The sequence below is a fragment of the Mesoflavibacter sp. genome (assembly GCF_964226795.1).
Classification (GTDB): domain Bacteria; phylum Bacteroidota; class Bacteroidia; order Flavobacteriales; family Flavobacteriaceae; genus Mesoflavibacter; species Mesoflavibacter zeaxanthinifaciens.
Map to the genome: position 1 here is coordinate 164,077 of NZ_CAXQQP010000008.1, position 18,815 is coordinate 182,891.

The window sequence follows — 18,815 nt, forward strand, 5'->3', positions numbered from 1 at the left end:
TAAGGTTTAAGTGACTTTTTATTTTAATTAGGTCAATAATTATTCCAAAACAGAATAATCGCCAATGCTAATTTTGGTAAACTTACCGTCGTACTTAACGTGGTTACCAATCATAGCTTCGTCTAAATTAGCATTTTTTATACTAGTTTGGTTTTGTATTAAACTATTTTTAACGGTTGCATTTTCGATAACACAATTATTACCAATTGAAACATATGGTCCAACAGTTGCGTTTTTAAGCACTACGTTTTCTCCAATATAACAAGGTTCTATAATTGTTGAGTTTTCATTTTTTACAGTACCTGAAACTAATTGCTCTTCTCCATCTGCTTGTAAAAAGCCTAACATACGTTGGTTTGTGTCTAATGTTATGGTTTTGTTTCCGCAGTCCATCCATTCGCTAACTTCGCCTGTTTTAAAGACTTTTCCGTCTGCCATCATGCCTTTAATTCCGTCGTTAATTTGATATTCGCCACCATTAATAATATTATTATCTAATACCTTTTGTAGCTGATCTTTTAACTGACTTACTTCTTTAAAATAGTAAATACCTATAACTGCCAAATCGCTAACAAATTGTTGTGGCTTTTCTACAAGCTCTATAATTTCCTTTTTGTCGTTTAATTTAACAACACCGTAAGCTTCTGGTTGATCTACTTGCTTTACCCAAATTACTGAGTCTGCTTCTGGATCTAAATTAAAATCTGCACGTATTAAAGTGTCTGCATAAGCGATTACTGCTGGTCCTGATAAGCTTTCTTTAGCACACATAATAGCGTGACCTGTACCTAAAGGTTGATCTTGACGATAGATTGAGGCTTTTGCACCTAAACTTGTCGCTAAGTCTGTTAAACTATCTACTACATCGTCTCCAAACCAAGCTGGATCACCTAAAACAAATGCAACTTCGGTTATTGGTTGTTTTAAAACCTTTGCGATATCTTTTACTAATCTATGTACAATTGGTTGTCCTGCAACAGGAATTAATGGTTTTGGAACTGTTAAACTATGTGGTCTTAGACGAGATCCTCTTCCCGCCATAGGTACTATTATTTTCATTTTTAAAGTTGATTTGTTTTTTGTCTAGTTGTTTATTTGATTTTCTAGAAATAGTGAGTCTTGTCCTTACTTTGTCCCTGTACTTCCAAAACCGCCTTCTCCACGAGACGTTTCAGAAAGTGTTTCTACTTCAATCCATTCGGTACGTTCGTGTTTTGCAATTACTAATTGTGCAATACGCTCGCCGTTTTCTATCGTAAAATCTTGGTTAGACAGGTTAACAAGGATAACGCCTATTTCTCCTCTATAATCTGCATCTATTGTTCCTGGCGCGTTTAGGACGGTTATTCCTTTTTTTGCTGCCAAACCACTTCTAGGTCTAACTTGCGCTTCAAAACCTATTGGTAACTCTATAAACAAGCCTGTTTTAACTATAGTACGATCTAAAGGTTTTAAGGTTATTGCCTCATCTATATTTGCTCTTAAATCCATTCCTGCAGATGCTATGGTCTCATAGTGTGGTAAAGCGTGATTGGATTTATTAATGATTTTTATTTGCATGAAATGTTATTTGAGTAATTTTTTAATTTCATTTTTTTCAAGTTGAAAAACTATGCCTAAAAGTACAATTATTGCAGTAAAACCAATAAAATAATTACCTCTAAAATTATAAAAATAGATGAAAGAGAAACTAATCGACACCAATAAATAAATGACTATTTTCTTTAAATTGTAAGGAATTGGATAGTATTTTCTTCCGAAGAAATAAGATAAAAACATCATTAAGCTATAAGCACAAAGCGTTGCAATTGCAGATCCTTTAAATCCTATTTTAGGTATTAAGATGTAATTGATTAACAATGTTATTACTGCACCAAAAACCGAAATATAGGCGCCATATTTAGTCCTGTCTGTAATTTTGTACCAAACGGATAGGTTATGATAAATACCAAGACAAAAGTTTGCTAATAGGATAAAAGGCACTATCCACATTGCGTCATAATAAGCTTCACTTCTAATAATTATAGGTTTTATTATATCTGCAAAAACAACAACTGTCACTAAGATTATTGCTCCAAATGCAATAAAAAACTCTAATATTTTGGCGTAATTTTTTTGTGGATCTTTAGTTTTTGAATGGCTAAAAAAGTAGGGCTCTATCCCTAATCTAAAAGCTGTTGCAAAAAGCGTCATAAATAACGCTATTTTATAGCATGCAGAATACATACCTATTTGGTCATCTGCTATATTTTCTGGCAATAATTCTTTTAAAAGAATTCGGTCAAAGGTTTCGTTTATAGAATACGCAACGCCTGCAATAAGTACAGGTAAAGCGTAGTTCATCATCTTTTTCCAAAGTTTAATGTCTATTTTAAACTTCACTTTTCTATAAAAAGGTAATAACCAAACCAACGTTAATGCGCTAGCAATGACGTTAGAAATGAAAATATAATTGATTTCAAATTTTGGTTTATAAATAGAATTGAAAATGGAGTTAGTTTCGGCTAAATCTTTTAAGTAAACTAATAAAAATACATTTAATCCTAAGTTTACAGCTACGTTTAAAATCTTAATTATAGCATATTTTGTAGGTTGACTTGTAGCTCTTAACCAAGCAAATGGTATAATTACTAATGCGTCTAAAAGCAATATTAAAAAGACTAAGTTTAAGTATTGTAAGTCAATTTCAATTAAAGATGAAATTTGATTTCTAAAAAGAAAAGCAATACCTAAAACAGCTAAACTACTAACTGTTAACGATGTTGCTGATGTATTTAAAACATTTTTTTGATTTTCTTCTTTATTAAAAAATCTAAAAAACGCGGTTTCCATTCCGTAGGCTAAAACCACATTAAATAAAACGAAATAAGCAAAAATAAAAGATACTTCACCATATTCAGCTCTTGATAATACTGAAGGATCTGTGTATAATGGCACAAGTATAAAGCTTAACATTCTGGGTAAAACTGTTGCTAAACCATAAATAAATGTTTGCTTAAAAAGAGATTTAAATCCGCTCAAAAGGTTGTTTATTTTGACCTAAATGTATTGAATTTGTTACAGTAATAAAAACATTAATTAATTGGTGGTCCTTCTGGATAGTAAACACCTTCTTTTTCTTCTATATTTGAAACCTTGTAATACTTAGTTGTACCATTTTCTATATAACTAATTACACATTCTCTATTTTCTAATTGAAAAGGAAAAAAACCTTTAGTTGTTAGTGCATTTCCTTCTTCATTAGTTAATCTTTTTGTTAATCGAGAAAAATATTGACCTTTTAAAGGTATTAGTTTTCCTTTCATTTTTCTAAAGTACACACTATCCATTTTAATACTTGAATGGTTTGGATAAAGGTTATAAAAATAAAGGTTGACACCAGAGCTACCAATAGCTACACCGGTTGTCCAATGCTGTAAATACGTTTGCGTTAATTGAATTGGTGCTTGTTTTTGTAATGCATATTTAGAAGGTGAACAATTACAAATACAAATAAATAACACAATTAGTGTTATTGATTTAAGGGCTTTCATAATGTAAGTAGGTTAATAATTAATTTTGTTTTGGTGGCGCACTCGGAAAATACTCGGTTTGTTTTTCTTTTATATTATCAATTTTATAATACTTCTTTTTATCGTTTTCGGTATAAATGATAACGGCTTCATTTTCTTTTAAATCGAAAGAAATTTCTGCTTCTGTATTAGGAGAGAAATCTTCATTTTGATTAGCTTCAGTTAAAATACGTCCTATAAACAGATTTGGATTATTTGGTTTAGTTTCTAATAAAACTTTATGCCCTCTAAAATATAAACTGTCTAATGATATATTAGTCTTTAAGTTAGTTACAGGAATAAATATATTAATACCTGATCCGCCATTTTTAACTCCTGCAACCCAGTTTTGATAATAAGGTTGTTCTATTTTAAAACTTACACTATCTTGAAGTTTTTGGACACTAGAACATTGTAAAAAAAATGCAAATACTATAAATGTAAACGTGATGTATTTAAAAAAGTTAATCATGAGCTTAGTTTTTTATAAATATAATAATCAAATTGCATTCCATAAAAAAAGCCTTATCAAAATTGATAAGGCTTTTTATTTTTTATAATTGCTTTGAGTTTAGCACAATTAATTATTTAATGCTTCTGCACCACCAACAATTTCTAATATTTCATTAGTAATTGCTGCTTGACGTGCTTTGTTGTAAGTTAATTTTAATTGATCTCTTAACTCTGTAGCATTATCTGTTGCTTTATGCATTGCTGTCATACGTGCTCCATGCTCACTCGCAAAGCTATCTCTTACACCTTTATAAAGCTGAGTTTTTAAAGATTTAGGGATTAACTCTTCTACTATTTCGGCTTTAGAAGGCTCAAAAATGTAATCTAAATTAACGTTTTCATCCTGTTGTATTGGAACAATAGGTAAAAACTGTTCTGTCATTACTATTTGCGTTGCTGCATTCTTAAATTTGTTGTAAACGATTTCAATTTTATCAAACTCGCCTGTAACAAACTTATCCATTAGCATTTGTGCTATTTCTGCAACGTTATCAAAAGTTAGATCATCATAAATATCACTTTTGTTAGCAATAACAATTCCTTTTTTTCCAAAAGCGTCATTAATCTTTTTTCCTATTGCTAAAACAGATACTTCTTTACCTGCGTAAACATTATCTATCAAATTGTTTGTTTGTTTGATAATGTTAGAGTTAAAAGCACCACATAATCCTCTATTTGAAGATATTGAAACTATTAATACTCTGTTTACTTCACGTTGGTCTGCAAATTTACTTCCTGCATCTGCTTCTAAAGTTGCACTTAAGCTTTGTAAAAGCTCTGTTAACTTGTCTGCATAAGGACGCATTGCTGTAATAGCGTCTTGGGCTTTCTTTAACTTTGCAGCAGATACCATTTTCATAGCACTGGTTATTTGCATTGTTGAAGATACCGAAGATATCCTATTACGTATTTCTTTAAGATTTGCCATTTTTTAGTAATTAGTATTGAGTATTCAGTAGTGAGAAAACTTTCTATCTCACTACTCTAATACTAAAATCTATTATTATGCTTTATATTTAGCTGAAAGGTCTTTTGCAACTGCAGATAATGTATCTGTAACCTCGTCAGTTAATTTTCCTGCTTTTAAAGTATCTAAAACATCTCTGTGTTTAGCATTTAAGAACTCTATGTAATCTCTTTCAAATTCTTTTACTTTTTCAACAGGTACATCTCTTAATAAGTTTTTAGAACCAGCGTAGATAATTGCTACTTGGTCTTCTACTGTATAAGGATCGTTTTGTGCTTGCTTTAAGATTTCTACGTTACGCTTACCTTTTTCAATTACATTTAACGTTGCAGCATCAAGGTCTGAACCAAACTTAGCAAATGCTTCAAGCTCACGGAACTGAGCTTGGTCTAACTTTAATGTACCAGCTACTTTCTTCATTGACTTAATTTGAGCAGATCCACCTACACGAGATACCGAGATACCTACGTTAATTGCTGGACGTACACCAGAATTAAATAAATCTGACTCTAAGAAAATCTGACCGTCGGTAATAGAAATTACGTTAGTTGGAATATATGCAGAAACGTCTCCAGCTTGTGTTTCGATAATTGGTAAAGCTGTTAAAGATCCACCACCTTTTACTACTGGCTTTAACGATTCTGGTAAATCGTTCATGTTTTTAGCAATATCATCATCTGCAATTACTTTTGCAGCACGCTCTAATAACCTTGAGTGAAGGTAGAAAACGTCTCCTGGATACGCCTCACGTCCTGGTGGACGACGTAATAATAAAGATACCTCACGGTAAGCAACTGCTTGTTTTGATAAATCATCAAATACAATTAAAGCTGGTCTACCAGTATCTCTAAAATACTCACCTATTGCAGCACCGGTAAATGGCGCGTAAACTTGCATTGCAGCAGGGTCTGATGCATTTGCAGCTACAATAGTAGTATAAGCTAAAGCTCCTTTTTCTTCTAAAGTCTTAGCAATGTTTGCAACTGTAGACGCTTTTTGTCCTACTGCTACATATATACAATATACAGGCTCTCCTGCATCGTAAAATTCTTTTTGATTTAAGATGGTATCAATACAAACTGTTGTTTTACCAGTTTGACGGTCACCAATTACAAGCTCACGTTGTCCACGTCCTACAGGAATCATGGCATCTACAGATTTAATACCTGTTTGTAATGGCTCGTTTACTGGTTGACGGTAAATAACACCAGGCGCTTTACGCTCTAATGGCATTTCGTAAGTATCACCAGCGATAGGTCCTTTACCATCAATTGGATTTCCTAATGTATCTACTACACGACCAACAATACCTTCACCTACTTTAACAGAAGCAATACGGTTAGTACGTTTTACTGTAGAACCTTCTTTTACTCCAGTTGATCCTCCTAATAATACAATACCTACGTTGTCTTCTTCAAGGTTTAGTACAATACCTTCTAATCCTCCTTCAAATTCTACTAACTCTCCGTATTGAGCATTTGATAATCCGTAAGCACGTACAATACCATCTCCTACTGTTAATACTGTTCCAACTTCGTCTAATGAAGCACTTGCTTCAAAACCAGATAGTTGTTGTTTTAAGATTGCTGATACTTCAGCTGGTTTTACTTCTGCCATCTTATTTAGATATTAGATGTTAGATTTAAATCTAACTATATTTAATTTATTGTAAATTCTCTTTTTAATTTGTTTAGTTGGTTAGCAATACTTGCGTTGTATTGTGTATCTCCAACTCTTAAGATGAAACCTCCTAAAATGTTTTCATCTACTATATTTGTTATTGCTGCTTCTTTACCTGTAAGCTCTTTTACTTTTGCTTGTACTTTATTTTCTAACTCTTTTGTTAAAGGTACTGCTGTAGTTACTTGTGCTACTTGGCTGCCTTTTTGTTGCTCAAAAAGGGTTATAAAACTTGAAGCCACTTCTGGTAATAGAGATATACGCTTGTTAGCAATAAGTACATCTATTAAATTAACTGTTGCTTTGTTAGTATTTTTAAAAATTTCTAACAATGCTGATTTTTTTACAGATGAACGTATTACAGGACTGTAAAGCATATCTTTTAAATCTTTACTCTCAGCAACAGTATTTTTTATTAGCTCCATATCTGTATTTACAGCATCTGCTGTGTTACTTTCTGTAGCTAAACTTAGTACTGCTTTTGCGTAACGTATTGCTGCTCTTTCTCCTGCCATTTTTTGACTAGTTTAATTTTGCGTCTCCTAACATAGACTCAACTAATTCTATTTGTTTGTCTTTGTTAGATAATTCTTGACGTACAACTTTTTCTGCTATCTCTAAAGATAATCCTGCTACTTGACCTTTTAACTCAGCCATAGCAGATTTCTTTTCGCTTTCTATTGCTGCTTGAGCTTGCTCTATAATTGTATTAGCCTGCTCTTGTGCTTCAGTTTTAGCGTCTTCAATCATTTTTGTTTTTAACTCGCGTGCTTCTTTTAACATTGCTTCACGTTCTGCACGAGCTTCTTTTAATAACTTATCGTTATCTGCTTGAAGATTTTGCATTTCAACTTTGGCATTCTCTGCTGCTTCTAATGCGTTTTGGATACCATCTTCACGAGATTGTAATGCATCTAAGATTGGTTTCCAAGCAAATTTTCTCATTAATACTATAAGTATTACTAAGATTACAGCTTGCATTATAAATAAACCTACTGAAAAATCGTTTAATAAAGTTTCCATTTGATATTGATTACTTCTTTGTGTTTGTTTAATTTAAAACAGCTTCTGCAACCAACCGTTACAGAAGTTGTTTTGTTTTGTTTTAGGATTATTTTCCTAAGATTAATGCTCCGAATGCTAAACCTTCTAATAAGGCACCGATGATGATCATCGCAGTTTGGATTTTTCCAGCTGCTTCTGGTTGACGAGCAATACCTTCCATTGCTTTTCCACCGATTTGACCTAAACCGATTCCTCCACCGATTACGATTAATCCTGCTCCAATTAAATTGTACATACTAATTGATTTTAAATATTAATTAAACAAATTCTTATTAATGATGGTCATGCTCTTCAACCGCCATACCTATAAATAACGATGATAACATCGTAAAAATAAATGCTTGTAAAAAGGCTACCAATATTTCGATAACCGATATAAATAATGCTAACACTAAAGACATACCTGTAGATGCTACTGGTCCAAATGCTTCCTTCATTGTTATCATTAATGCTATAAGACTCATTACCACAAAGTGTCCTGCTGTCATGTTTGCAAATAAACGAACTAATAAAGAGAATGGTTTAATTAACACAAATCCTACTAATTCTATCACTGCTAATACTGGTCTTAATATTACTGGTACTCCTGGCATCCATAATGTATGCATCCAGAAATCTTTGCTACCACTAAATAAATAGATTACAGCTGTAAATATTGCTAAACATACTGTTACAGCAATTTGTCCTGTTACGTTAAATCCTAATGGCGTTAATCCTAATAAGTTTAATATCCAAATAAAGAAAAATACTGTTAATAAGAAGCCCATAAATTTACGGTACTTTTTCTCTCCAATGTTTGGCTTAGCTATGTCATCTCTTACATAGATTACTAATGGTTCTAATACACGACCTATACCAGTTGGGATGTTTTTTCCTTTTTTGTAGCCTTTTGCTAAACTACCAAAACCTAAAATCATTAACAATCCAGCTAGCAACATACCAAACACACTTTTAGTTATAGAAAAATCTAAAACTTTGTGTGCATTTGTTGGGTGATGTGCATCATCAAAAGCAACAGTTGTCGCACCATTGTCTAACTCGTATATTTTACTGTGTAATTTTACTAATCTAGTATCTCCTTTTTCTACGATTACTTCACCGTTATCGTCATGATGAAACTCTGAAGACATAAACGTCTTTAACCCATTACTTGTCCAAACAATTACAGGTAATGGCATACTCCAATGTTTTCCTGTTTTATTATTAGTAAACAAATGAAAATCGTGAGAATCTTTTAAGTGATGTTGAATATACTCTTTAATTTCTGAAGGTGTATCAATTGTATTACCGTTGTGGTCTTCTTGATGAGACTGGTTTGTTTCTGCTAATGAAACAGAAGTTATTAATACACAGAATAATGCTATAATTAATTTGATAGATCTTTTTGCAATCATCATTTTTTCGCCTAATTAAAGTTTTGCCTTTAAATTTCGTGCAAATGTAAGCATTTATTTAAAAATTTAAAGCTTTTTTTTATTTTAAAAAACAGCTTTTTTTTTTAAGCTAAATAGCTGATTATATAAGCCTTATTTATTAGTTAGTAGTTTACCTACTAATAATGCTTCAATAATTAAAAAAATAAATAAAGGAACCACCAAACTTATTCTTTCTTGTAGCGCTTCTAATTCTACCGCAAAGACTGATTTTTGAAAAATTAATACAAATGCTCCTATCTTAAAACACATTAGCATTAAATAGGCGTAACCTACTTGATTTGGTAGTTTGGTAAAAAGAAATTCTATTATTAAATAGACTATTATTGCAGCTAGTGCATGAAAAAGATAAACACTAAATAATGAGTACTGAAGCTGAATATCTACTAGTGATTTATTTAGTCCGTAACTAATAAAAAAAGCAGCTATGATTATAGCTCCAGATATTATAATACGTTTTAGCATTATTTTTTGTTTGTAATTTTTATAACTTGATAGATAACCGAAAACATTGCAACAGCAACTGCAATTAACGTTACTACCTTATAATAGATTTGATTGGTTGTGTTGTATTTTTGGTCAAGCCACTCGCCAAACTTGCTTCCTAAATAAATGGTTAATCCCATTTGTAAAGCAATAGAAGTAAACTTTATGTATTTATTAGGCTGTTTTTTGTTGTTTTGATTTGCCATTTATATCTTTTACAGAAGATTTCATCTCACAAGTTACATTAAATGTTGCTCCTGGCTCTACTGCTAATTTTTCGGTAACAACATCTCCTTCTATATGTGCTGTAGATTTTAATGTTAATGTACCCGTTAATTCTATTGTACCGTTTAGTTTTCCTTCAAAATAAGCATTGCTACATGACAACTTTCCTGAAATTTGACCATCTTTACCTACTACAACCTTACCTGGTGTTTGTATATTTCCTTCAATAATTCCATCTACACGTAAGTCGCCTTCACTAAAAAAATCACCTACAATTTTAGTTCCTTTTGCTATTATATTTTGGATAGAAATATGTTCTTGATTTTTGTTTTTCTTCATAATTAAGGGAGATTATTGATTTGCTATATAAGTGTCTAAGTTTTTATGTATTTGGATAATCTGGTAATTTTCTTGCGAAATTCCAAAAAATGGTCTATCTATTTTCTTTTTATCCTCTTCTTCTACAATATTAGCAAACCCTTTTGCACCATCTATACTTTTTATACCATGTACTACTAAAAATGTTTTGTCTTTATTATAAACATCTACAGACGTTGATAAATCGTAGTAAGATATTTTTTCTATAACTTTATCTAGTGTTTCTTTAAACTCTTTTAATTCAACTTCTTGATTTTTATCAAATTGATAGACTACTTTAAAGTTTTTAGATACATCATTTGGCACAAATATTTGTTTACTTAAAGACTGTAAACTATTAATTAGATTTTGTGCTTTTATACCTTCTTCTGTGTTAGCATAATCTAATGCTATTTGGTTTAAGGCTTCCATGTAAGCTGTGTAACCATTTAATCTACCGTTTGCTGTTGCTTTTAGCAATTCAAATTTTGGCACAATTGGATCGCCGTCAAAGTAGTTTATATATTGGTCACTGTCTTCTATAACAGATTGATATTGTTGCTCTTCAAGTTTTTTATAGGTTTGCTCGTAAAGATTTTCTGGGCTTCCTTCATTATCTGCAACTGCTTGATTTGGATTCTGTAAAATAAAGGCATATCTAGAATCTGGATAATTACTTATTATATCTTGCTTAGTAATTTCAGCTTCATTTGTTTGTCCTAAAATCTCGTATATTTTGTATAAATTATATTTTGAAGGTAATATTAAACGTTCCTCCGGTGCACTTTTTAATAAGGTTGTGAATTTTGTTTTTGAAAGCTCGTATTCTTTAAATTTCTCTTTATAAATTAACCCTAATTGATAGTATGCATAATTTCTGTCTTTCATTAGGCTATCAATATCTTTATCTGTGCTTGGTAATTGTTTTAAGTAATAATCTGGAGAGAATTTTTCGTTTTCAGAATTGTTTTCGATTGCAGAAGCAATTGCGTCTGTAGAAGAAAATCCACTGCGACCATTACTTGACCAACGCCAATTATCTTCATTACTTCTTTCTCCCCAAAGTTGTTCAAATTGGTTTTTACCATAAGCTACAGTTTCTTGATTATAAAAATAGAAACTTGTTGCATTACCTACTGGTGAAGCACCACGTGGTGGACCAAAACCACTTTTTTTGTTAGTAGTGTTTTGCTGAAAATCTTTTATACGTTTTTGAGTTTCTAAACGCTCTTGCTCTTCTTCAGCTTTAGCTTTTAATTTATCTGTATAATCTTTAAAATACTGTTCTCTTTCTGCTATTGGCATAGCTACTAACTTTAAGATACTGTCGTTAGCTTCTGCAACACCTTCGTAGAAGATAACATCTTCTAAATTTTCGTTTTTCTTTTTAATCACACGGTATGGTTTACTGTTTTCTACCATATTGATTAATGTACTGTCATAGTAGGCGCCTGCTAGTTTATACTCTGTATTATCAAAATAGTAATTACCTAAAGTTTCGTAGTTTTTGGCAACTAAAATTTTGTCTTTAGAGTTGGTGCGAAGTGATTTATTGTAGTAAGCTATTGCTAAAGAATCGAATTTATTTTCTAAGTGAAACTCGGCTATTTGGTGATAAATTTTATCTAAAAACGGACGGTTTTCTCTATTTTCTTCAAGTTTGGTTAAGTGTTCTAAAAATTCGATTTTATTACCGTTTTCATAATCGAAATTCTTAGCTTTTTCTACTTCTGCAGCAATTAGATATTGACGTGGTATTTTTCGGTTTAAATCTATAACCTCATCAAAAGCTATGTTTGCGCTGTCTTTATCTTCTAAAGCATTGTATAGCTGACCTTTTATAAAGTTGAAACGACCTTTTTCTTCATTCTTTTTTGTGGCTTTAGATGCTGTTTTTATATGCACAATTGCACTATCTAACTGCTCTAAATTAATATAAGCTTGTGCCAAAGTAGATGTGGCATCTGCAAGTTGTTGGTCTTCTAAATCTTCTTGTTCTAATAGGCGTTTAAGGTTTTCAATAGCAATTTCGTTATTTTCTAATCGCATATTGGTTTTTTCTCGCCATACTTTTGCTGTGTTGATTTTATCAGAATCGCCATAACTTGATAAAATCTTATTAAAAGCGTTTAATGCAGGAACAAAACGTTGGTCAAAATAACGTGCTTGACCTAATAGTAAATAAGCTTCGTCTATTTGTGGATTATGCTCTTTACCTTGAATATTCATACCGTGTTTTTGAACGGCTTTGACAGCTTTTTCTTCAGCTTTTGTAAAATCAGAATTTTTGGATTGTCCTGGTAAAATAACTTCTTCTGTGATTTGCATACGCTCTACAGGAAGTATGGCCCAATAATTATCAAAATAAGTTGCGTTTAGACTGTTGCGTCCTTGCTCTAACGCATTGTAACCATTAAATAATGTGTTATATTCTGCAGTTACTGCGTGAAAATTACGACTTATAAAACTATCGTTTTTTCGAGAGCAACTTGTAATTGTTAGTACTATAACCGTAAAGGCTAAACTTATTTTAAATGCTAATTTCAATGCGGTTGTATTTTGTGTAATACATAACTGTTTACATGCAATTTTATTATATTTTTTGCATGTAAGAGCGTAAAAATAAGCATCTTTTTTTAAATAACTTAACGCATATCAATTTACAGAGAAAAAACTATAAAATATTACACTTCTGATATGCCCGAAAAATGCGCTTCTAATTCTTTTAAAGTTGCCTCGCTAGTTTTAATATCTTTTACAACTTGACCTTTATCTAAAACCACAATACGCTCGCAAACATCGGTAACATGTAATAAATCATGACTTGATACTAACACGGTTACACCTTGTTTTTCGGCTAAATCTTTAATGATTTGTTTTAATCTAATTTGTGTTGTTGGGTCTAAGTTTGCAAAAGGTTCATCAAGAATAATGACTTCTGGATTACCTATTAATGCAGCAACAATTCCGGCTTTTTTCTGGTTTCCTTTGCTTAAATCGCGTAAATATTTTTTCTGGTTTAAGATTTCACCATGAAAAAAATCTTCAAACTGTGCCAATAAGTTGTCTACGTCTTGTTTGTTTTGCCCACGTAAATCACCAATAAAATAAAAATATTCTTCTGGTGTCAAGTAACCAATTAAGAAGCTTTCGTCTATAAATGCAGAGGTAAATGGTTTCCAATCTTCACTTTCGCTAACAACAACATGGTTGTTTTCTATCTGTCCTGTAGTTGGTTTTATTAAATCAAGAAGTAAACTAAAATAGGTTGTTTTACCTGCTCCGTTGTTTCCTACTAATCCAAAACTTTGTCCTTTTGGGATTTCTAAAGTTGAAATATTTAATACTTCTTTACTATTATATTTTTTTGAAAGGTTTGTTGTCTTTATCATGATTAAAAGTGAATTAAGGTTAGCTGTCTTGACTAAATGCGTCTATCATTTTATATTTAGAGTCCAGGTATTTTTGTGTAATTAGTTTCATTAATTTTTGATGAAACACAATACCTAATAAACCCAAAAAGGCTAATGCAAATAGACCGACTTGAAAACTGATAAAAAATGAAGTTAAGCCAAATATTGCTGCAGGTAAAATCATTAAAGGAATACCAATAATCCATTGTACTGCACCAGTACCTTGATAGTTAAATGCTGCACGTTGGTTTAAGTCTATTTTTTTGCGATTAAAGCTTCCGCCAAGCATAATTACATAACTATTAACACCAATGTTATAAATGGCTGCTGCAAAATGTGCTGCTAAAATTTTCCAACCAAAATACACATACGGAATACTAAGTACAAACATGATAATTACGCTTAAAATCATTAGCGTGTATTTAGATTTTAGGTATTGCTCGTATTTAATGTTTTGGCTCATTAACATTTTGTAGTAACCGCTATCCCAAGCAGGAATAAACTGCCCAAAATTGATTAAGAAAATACCTGTTACGAAAATACCTACAAAACCAAATATCATTGGTGAATCTTGAAATTGAGGATTAGGGTAAAAGAATAATCCATATAGTAAGCCAATAACTAAAATAAATACCGAAGATTTTGGTCTTTTATTACGCCATATTAAACGCAAATCTAATTGCATAAATGGTGCAATGTCCCCAAAGTTTTTTGTCCAACCAAGGTTAGAAGCATTAACTTCTTTTATTTTAGTTTTTAAAGAATGATCTAAATACAGTTTTTGTCTTAAAATCTTAAAATTAAACCAATAACAAACACCTAAGATAGCAACTAATATTAATAGATATATTGGGTTATTAGCTATAGCTAAAATGGATGCAGATAGTAATCCTGAAATATCTAAGATCTCAAAATAGTTTAAAGCAAATAATCCTCCAGCAACTACAATAATTGGTAGGTAAGATAATTCGGTTTCTGACGAGATACTTTCAATAATAAAATTTAAAAAATTACTGATTAACGATATCAAAACCATTGCTACTAACCATGTTAACACCATAGATTTTGAATATCCTTTTGACATTAAGACTATGCTAAAAGGGATTGTTGCAAAAAGCGGTAAAAAGTTAATAAACGCTAAAGTTGATTTACCCAAAACATAGTTAACCACTGTGTTTCTTTTAACAGGAAGCGTTAGCAAAGGTTTTACACTCATTACTGGTAATTTCTGAAAGAAAAAACGAATAAGAAGCTCCATTAAAACCCAGTAAAAAATAACTTGATTTACAATAATAAAAGGATCTTGATCTGGAAATGCTTTTTTTAAACCAGGATATAGTCCAACACCTAACGCTAAAAATGTAACAATAAAATAAAGCGCAAAAAAGCCCATTAAAATTTTTAGCGCTAAGCTTTTTCCGAAACTAGCAGAACGAAAAAATTGTTTCCACTCTAAACTTATAAACTTGCTTATCATAGATTAATATTTTGGTTTGGTTTATGTATTGGTAGCTAAGTTTATAGATTTGTTACAAACTGAATTCAGGATAAGTTGTTTTTAACAACTCTTCTGCTTTATCTGGTATAACTCTAAAGCTTATATAATTAACTAAATATAAGAGTGTAAAAATTGCTGCAGTTAATAAAACTAATTTGGTGTTAGATATAAAAACATCACTCCACATTGAGATATTATAAAATTGAGATAAAAAAATTATACCAATACTTCCTGCTTGTTTAAAAATAAGCTCTTCTAACAACCATTTTTTACTAGATATCTCTTTTCTTTTTCTAAACTCTCTATTAAGCTGTATACTTCTAAATAATGTCCAAATTGCCAATACACCAAATATTATAAAGAAAAAATATTTAGCATAACTTGTTTGAAGTAGTGTAAAAAAAGTAACAAATAAAGTTGCGGTCATTATTATTTTTGGGATAGAAAACCATTGTTTAAGTTCTGATAATAAATATTTGTAATAACGTTTATTCATTGCTTTTTGACGTTGCTCTACCACATCCATAAAACCAAAAACACCAAACTTTTTAAAAGATTGATCTCTTGCTTCTTCAAAAGACAGCTTAGGGTTTTCTTGCCAAATAGATTCTATATCATTAGCTAAATGGTCTACAAGCTCTGTTTGTAAATCGTAATGATATACATAATGATTTCTTGTAAACGCATATAAATCTTGTAATTGTGATGGTGTAACTTTCAAAATCTAATTTGTTAATTTAGAAAAAATATTTTTGTATTTATTATAATATTTAAAGTAAGTGTTTGTACTAGACCTCATGATAGGGTAAAGTAATATTGCTGTTATAAATAGTATATAATATGGTTTATTATCTTGGTCTTTATTAAGCATTACAAACAACTGAAAAACCATATTGTATAAACTCCATGCCAACATTATAATTCCAGAAGACATTGTAATATTTAAAGACCGTTTTGAAACCTTATCCTTTATTGAGTGTAAAGCGCTAAAAAATAATGGTAACATTAGTAGTCCTAAAACCAAAGTACTTGACACTTTAGGATAAAAATTAAAACCATAGTAACTAATAATGCTAAAAGCTGTAAACTCTAATAAAAACTTAGACGTAAACATTAAATTTTTCAATTCTTGCCAATGTGCTTTTCTTAGTTTTCGGCCTATACTTTTCTGTTTTTGTCTTTCAAATTTTTTAAAGCCATTATTATCTGCATACAATCCTTCTTTTAATAGTTTACCATGATACCTACCGTAAACCTCTGTACTATTTCCAAAACTTTGATGCACTTCTAATAAAGCTTCGTTAAATGAAATTCCTTCTTTTTCTATTTTTTCTTCTACTGCAGATGCAATATGATCTAATAGTTCAACACGTACATCCCAATACTTAACCTTAGATTTGATTAAGTAATTGTCTATATATTGTATTTCTTCTTTTGTAAGCTTCATTTATTAAATAAGATTTAGTCTATTACTGTAATATTGAAAGTTTTTAATAGTTATACTAATAAAATTAAACCACGTTACAATAAAAAACACTAATAATCCTAAATACAGGTAGTCTTTATTATCATTTGTTACAAACCTCATACAAATATCAATAAAAGCACTTTTTGCGAAATAGGTTAAAAGTAACATTGCAAGAAATAACTGCTCTATTGCTATAAATCTTGTTTTAGTTTTTGTATTACTATATAACCATAAAACAAAAACTAAAAGCGTTGTAAAAAACCAAAGCATAATAAAAACATCTTCATTTAAAGATGTAACAATGTGTTCTTTAAAGAGTAAACATAAGCCCACTAAAACACAGGTTAAAAAAATAGATTTTAAAGTTAAAAATGATCTTAAAAGCTTTAATATTAATTTGTTGAGAGTTTTACTTTTAAATGATTTATAATTGTTTAATAATGAGACTTTATTATTAACCATGTAATCTTTAAATATGTAATAAAAATCTCTTTCATCTCCATTTTTCATAGAGTTTTCTATATCTGAGGCTATATGGTCTACCATTTCTAACCTAACATCTGCATAAACCACATCTGAGTTATCTAAATAAGTGTCTATAAACTGTATGTCTTCTTTAGTTAACTTCTTCATTACTCTAAACCAAATTTTGGATTAACTAAAATCTGCATGGTTTTTATATACTCTTGTAATTCGTTTAGTTTATTAACCGTTTCTTTGTTTCCTTTTTCTGTAAGTTTATAATATTTACGTAAACGATTATCAACTTTTTTCATCTCAACTTCCAACAAGCCATCTGCTTCTAATTTATGAAGCGCAGGGTATAATGCGCCTTCTGTAATTTTAAGCTCTCCTTTAGTAATTTCTTTTACTTTTTGGGTAATTTCATATCCATACATTTTATCACTTTCATTTAAAAGCTTTAAAATAATTGTAGTTAAACTACCTTTATATAATTTAGAATTTGCCATGATTCAAATATACATAATTTTCTTATGCATAATAAACTTAGGTATTAATTTTTTATAAAACAGACGACTTTCCGTTTAGGCTTCATTATTTTTGCATTAAAATTTAAAACTATGTCTCAATTTCATACACTAAATATTAAAGATATTACACGTCAAACAGATCAATGTGTATCTATAACTTTTGCCGTACCAGATCATTTAAAGGAAGATTACAAATTTAAAGCAGGACAATACATTACTTTAAAAACAGATATTGAAGGTAAAGAAGTAAGACGCGATTACTCTTTGTGTACTTCTCCGTCAAGCGGAAATCTAACCGTTGCGGTTAAAGAAGTAGAAAACGGAACATTTTCTAAATACGCTAATCAAGTTTTAAAAGTTGGCGATACTTTAGACGTTGCGCAACCACAAGGTCGTTTTACCTTTACACCTGACACTTCAAAAACTAGAACCATAGCTGCGTTTGCTGCAGGTAGTGGTATTACACCGGTTTTAAGTATTTTAAAAACAGTTTTAGAAGAAGAGCCAAACAGTAAATTTGTATTAGTTTATGGTAACAAGACATTAAAGGATACTATCTTTTTAAATGACCTTTTAGATATTCAAAATAAATATAGTGACCGATTAACTATCCAGTTTTTATATAGTCAATCTCAAGAAAAAGATGCGCTATTTGGTCGTATTGAAAAAAGCACAGTCAACTTTATTGTTAAGAATAAATACAAAGATGTAAATATTGACGCATTTTACCTTTGCGGACCAGAAGGTATGATTAATACCGTAAAAGATGTGTTAGCAGAAAATAATATAGAAGATAGTAAAATCTTTTTTGAGTTGTTTACAACAACATCTTCAGTCTCTGTAGAAGATTTAGAAGAAGTCACTGACGGTACAACATCTATAACTGTAATTGTTGATGATGAAGAAAAAACATTTACAATGTCACAACAACAGTCTGTTTTAGAAGCTGCTTTAGAGCAGGATTTAGACGCGCCTTATTCTTGCCAAGGTGGTATTTGTAGCAGTTGTTTAGCAAGAGTCAAAGAAGGTAAAGCAACAATGAGACAAAACAATATTTTAACCGATAATGAAGTAGCCGAAGGATTAATCTTAACATGCCAAGCACATCCTGTATCTGCAAAGATTATAGTTGATTATGATGATATTTAAGCAATTTGTCGTTTTTTA

At 30.7% G+C, this 18,815-nt stretch carries 22 protein-coding genes; 1 reads left to right on the top strand and 21 read right to left on the bottom strand.

Translation table 11 applies throughout. The annotated features are described in order from the left end of the window. Nucleotides 1-39: 39 nt before the first annotated feature. The 21 genes from ACEQT4_RS07655 to ACEQT4_RS07755 all read right to left on the bottom strand — a co-directional run bounded on the left by ACEQT4_RS07655 (nt 40) and on the right by ACEQT4_RS07755 (nt 17,627). Nucleotides 40-1,059, bottom strand: a complete 1,020-nt coding sequence (locus tag ACEQT4_RS07655) for a sugar phosphate nucleotidyltransferase (protein ID WP_370226837.1) — start codon at nt 1,057-1,059, stop codon at nt 40-42. Between the two features lie 66 nt (nt 1,060-1,125). Beyond that, entirely contained in the window at nt 1,126-1,560 is a 435-nt protein-coding gene (gene dut / locus ACEQT4_RS07660; RefSeq protein ID WP_370226838.1) for a dUTP diphosphatase, read from the bottom strand. A gap of 6 nt (nt 1,561-1,566) precedes the next feature. Next, nucleotides 1,567-3,021, bottom strand: coding sequence for an oligosaccharide flippase family protein (locus tag ACEQT4_RS07665; RefSeq protein ID WP_370226839.1), 1,455 nt, complete (start codon nt 3,019-3,021; stop codon nt 1,567-1,569). A 53-nt stretch (nt 3,022-3,074) separates the two neighbouring features. Next, nucleotides 3,075-3,533, bottom strand: coding sequence for a hypothetical protein (locus tag ACEQT4_RS07670; RefSeq protein ID WP_370226841.1), 459 nt, complete (start codon nt 3,531-3,533; stop codon nt 3,075-3,077). A 19-nt stretch (nt 3,534-3,552) separates the two neighbouring features. Continuing rightward, entirely contained in the window at nt 3,553-4,023 is a 471-nt protein-coding gene (locus ACEQT4_RS07675) for a hypothetical protein (protein WP_370226842.1), read from the bottom strand. A gap of 108 nt (nt 4,024-4,131) precedes the next feature. After that, the gene (atpG, locus tag ACEQT4_RS07680; protein WP_027879274.1) at nt 4,132-4,992 is read right to left on the bottom strand and encodes an ATP synthase F1 subunit gamma; all 861 of its coding nucleotides are present in this window, start codon (nt 4,990-4,992) and stop codon (nt 4,132-4,134) included. A 75-nt stretch (nt 4,993-5,067) separates the two neighbouring features. Further along, a complete protein-coding gene (gene atpA, locus ACEQT4_RS07685; protein ID WP_027879275.1) occupies nt 5,068-6,648 on the bottom strand; it encodes a F0F1 ATP synthase subunit alpha in 1,581 nt (526 codons plus the stop codon). A 41-nt stretch (nt 6,649-6,689) separates the two neighbouring features. Next, nucleotides 6,690-7,226: an ATP synthase F1 subunit delta gene (gene atpH / locus ACEQT4_RS07690; RefSeq protein ID WP_027879276.1), complete on the bottom strand. Its 537-nt coding sequence runs from the start codon at nt 7,224-7,226 to the stop codon at nt 6,690-6,692. Nucleotides 7,227-7,233: 7 nt separating this feature from the next. Beyond that, nucleotides 7,234-7,734, bottom strand: a complete 501-nt coding sequence (locus ACEQT4_RS07695) for a F0F1 ATP synthase subunit B (RefSeq protein ID WP_027879277.1) — start codon at nt 7,732-7,734, stop codon at nt 7,234-7,236. An 88-nt stretch (nt 7,735-7,822) separates the two neighbouring features. After that, nucleotides 7,823-8,011, bottom strand: a complete 189-nt coding sequence (atpE, locus tag ACEQT4_RS07700; protein ID WP_004569351.1) for an ATP synthase F0 subunit C — start codon at nt 8,009-8,011, stop codon at nt 7,823-7,825. Nucleotides 8,012-8,048: 37 nt separating this feature from the next. Continuing rightward, on the bottom strand, nt 8,049-9,173 hold the full coding sequence (gene atpB, locus ACEQT4_RS07705; RefSeq protein WP_027879278.1) for a F0F1 ATP synthase subunit A: 1,125 nt from the start codon (nt 9,171-9,173) through the stop codon (nt 8,049-8,051). Nucleotides 9,174-9,302: 129 nt separating this feature from the next. Next, nucleotides 9,303-9,674 (bottom strand): DUF6168 family protein, encoded by a 372-nt coding sequence (locus ACEQT4_RS07710; RefSeq protein WP_370226844.1) that lies wholly within the window; start codon nt 9,672-9,674, stop codon nt 9,303-9,305. Continuing rightward, nucleotides 9,674-9,901, bottom strand: coding sequence for an AtpZ/AtpI family protein (locus ACEQT4_RS07715; protein ID WP_370226845.1), 228 nt, complete (start codon nt 9,899-9,901; stop codon nt 9,674-9,676). The genes ACEQT4_RS07710 and ACEQT4_RS07715 overlap by 1 nt, the downstream gene beginning before the upstream one ends. Next, nucleotides 9,870-10,259, bottom strand: coding sequence for a polymer-forming cytoskeletal protein (locus tag ACEQT4_RS07720; protein ID WP_106680684.1), 390 nt, complete (start codon nt 10,257-10,259; stop codon nt 9,870-9,872). The genes ACEQT4_RS07715 and ACEQT4_RS07720 overlap by 32 nt, the downstream gene beginning before the upstream one ends. Before the next feature lie 12 nt (nt 10,260-10,271). Further along, nucleotides 10,272-12,824, bottom strand: coding sequence for a hypothetical protein (locus ACEQT4_RS07725; protein ID WP_370226847.1), 2,553 nt, complete (start codon nt 12,822-12,824; stop codon nt 10,272-10,274). Nucleotides 12,825-12,961: 137 nt separating this feature from the next. Continuing rightward, complete coding sequence (locus tag ACEQT4_RS07730) at nt 12,962-13,669, bottom strand: ABC transporter ATP-binding protein (protein WP_370226848.1); 708 nt, start codon at nt 13,667-13,669, stop codon at nt 12,962-12,964. A gap of 19 nt (nt 13,670-13,688) precedes the next feature. Continuing rightward, complete coding sequence (locus ACEQT4_RS07735) at nt 13,689-15,167, bottom strand: DUF5687 family protein (protein WP_027879284.1); 1,479 nt, start codon at nt 15,165-15,167, stop codon at nt 13,689-13,691. Nucleotides 15,168-15,219: 52 nt separating this feature from the next. After that, nucleotides 15,220-15,909, bottom strand: coding sequence for a hypothetical protein (locus tag ACEQT4_RS07740; protein ID WP_027879285.1), 690 nt, complete (start codon nt 15,907-15,909; stop codon nt 15,220-15,222). Between the two features lie 3 nt (nt 15,910-15,912). Continuing rightward, the gene (locus ACEQT4_RS07745; RefSeq protein WP_370226850.1) at nt 15,913-16,635 is read right to left on the bottom strand and encodes a hypothetical protein; all 723 of its coding nucleotides are present in this window, start codon (nt 16,633-16,635) and stop codon (nt 15,913-15,915) included. Between the two features lie 3 nt (nt 16,636-16,638). Continuing rightward, the gene (locus ACEQT4_RS07750; protein ID WP_370226851.1) at nt 16,639-17,289 is read right to left on the bottom strand and encodes a hypothetical protein; all 651 of its coding nucleotides are present in this window, start codon (nt 17,287-17,289) and stop codon (nt 16,639-16,641) included. Beyond that, the gene (locus tag ACEQT4_RS07755) at nt 17,289-17,627 is read right to left on the bottom strand and encodes a PadR family transcriptional regulator (protein WP_027879287.1); all 339 of its coding nucleotides are present in this window, start codon (nt 17,625-17,627) and stop codon (nt 17,289-17,291) included. Before ACEQT4_RS07755 ends, ACEQT4_RS07750 begins: the two co-directional genes overlap by 1 nt. Nucleotides 17,628-17,738: 111 nt before the next feature. Here ACEQT4_RS07755 and ACEQT4_RS07760 point away from each other — a divergent pair, with 111 nt between their 5' ends. Beyond that, nucleotides 17,739-18,797, top strand: a complete 1,059-nt coding sequence (locus ACEQT4_RS07760) for a 2Fe-2S iron-sulfur cluster-binding protein (RefSeq protein ID WP_370226852.1) — start codon at nt 17,739-17,741, stop codon at nt 18,795-18,797. The last annotated feature ends 18 nt before the right edge of the window (nt 18,798-18,815 follow it).

Excerpts from the sequence above, each read along its gene's own strand:
- ACEQT4_RS07675 (WP_370226842.1), bottom strand. The coding sequence starts at position 4,023 with ATGATTAACTTTTTTAAATACATCACGTTTACATTTATAGTATTTGCA.
- ACEQT4_RS07730 (WP_370226848.1), bottom strand. The coding sequence starts at position 13,669 with ATGATAAAGACAACAAACCTTTCAAAAAAATATAATAGTAAAGAAGTA.
- ACEQT4_RS07715 (WP_370226845.1), bottom strand. The coding sequence starts at position 9,901 with ATGGCAAATCAAAACAACAAAAAACAGCCTAATAAATACATAAAGTTT.
- ACEQT4_RS07760 (WP_370226852.1), top strand. The coding sequence starts at position 17,739 with ATGTCTCAATTTCATACACTAAATATTAAAGATATTACACGTCAAACA.
- ACEQT4_RS07710 (WP_370226844.1), bottom strand. The coding sequence starts at position 9,674 with ATGCTAAAACGTATTATAATATCTGGAGCTATAATCATAGCTGCTTTT.
- atpA (WP_027879275.1), bottom strand. The coding sequence starts at position 6,648 with ATGGCAGAAGTAAAACCAGCTGAAGTATCAGCAATCTTAAAACAACAA.
- atpE (WP_004569351.1), bottom strand. The coding sequence starts at position 8,011 with ATGTACAATTTAATTGGAGCAGGATTAATCGTAATCGGTGGAGGAATC.
- ACEQT4_RS07750 (WP_370226851.1), bottom strand. The coding sequence starts at position 17,289 with ATGAAGAAGTTAACTAAAGAAGACATACAGTTTATAGACACTTATTTA.
- atpG (WP_027879274.1), bottom strand. The coding sequence starts at position 4,992 with ATGGCAAATCTTAAAGAAATACGTAATAGGATATCTTCGGTATCTTCA.
- dut (WP_370226838.1), bottom strand. The coding sequence starts at position 1,560 with ATGCAAATAAAAATCATTAATAAATCCAATCACGCTTTACCACACTAT.
- ACEQT4_RS07745 (WP_370226850.1), bottom strand. The coding sequence starts at position 16,635 with ATGAAGCTTACAAAAGAAGAAATACAATATATAGACAATTACTTAATC.
- ACEQT4_RS07735 (WP_027879284.1), bottom strand. The coding sequence starts at position 15,167 with ATGATAAGCAAGTTTATAAGTTTAGAGTGGAAACAATTTTTTCGTTCT.
- ACEQT4_RS07755 (WP_027879287.1), bottom strand. The coding sequence starts at position 17,627 with ATGGCAAATTCTAAATTATATAAAGGTAGTTTAACTACAATTATTTTA.
- ACEQT4_RS07670 (WP_370226841.1), bottom strand. The coding sequence starts at position 3,533 with ATGAAAGCCCTTAAATCAATAACACTAATTGTGTTATTTATTTGTATT.
- ACEQT4_RS07655 (WP_370226837.1), bottom strand. The coding sequence starts at position 1,059 with ATGAAAATAATAGTACCTATGGCGGGAAGAGGATCTCGTCTAAGACCA.
- ACEQT4_RS07695 (WP_027879277.1), bottom strand. The coding sequence starts at position 7,734 with ATGGAAACTTTATTAAACGATTTTTCAGTAGGTTTATTTATAATGCAA.
- ACEQT4_RS07720 (WP_106680684.1), bottom strand. The coding sequence starts at position 10,259 with ATGAAGAAAAACAAAAATCAAGAACATATTTCTATCCAAAATATAATA.
- atpH (WP_027879276.1), bottom strand. The coding sequence starts at position 7,226 with ATGGCAGGAGAAAGAGCAGCAATACGTTACGCAAAAGCAGTACTAAGT.
- atpB (WP_027879278.1), bottom strand. The coding sequence starts at position 9,173 with ATGATGATTGCAAAAAGATCTATCAAATTAATTATAGCATTATTCTGT.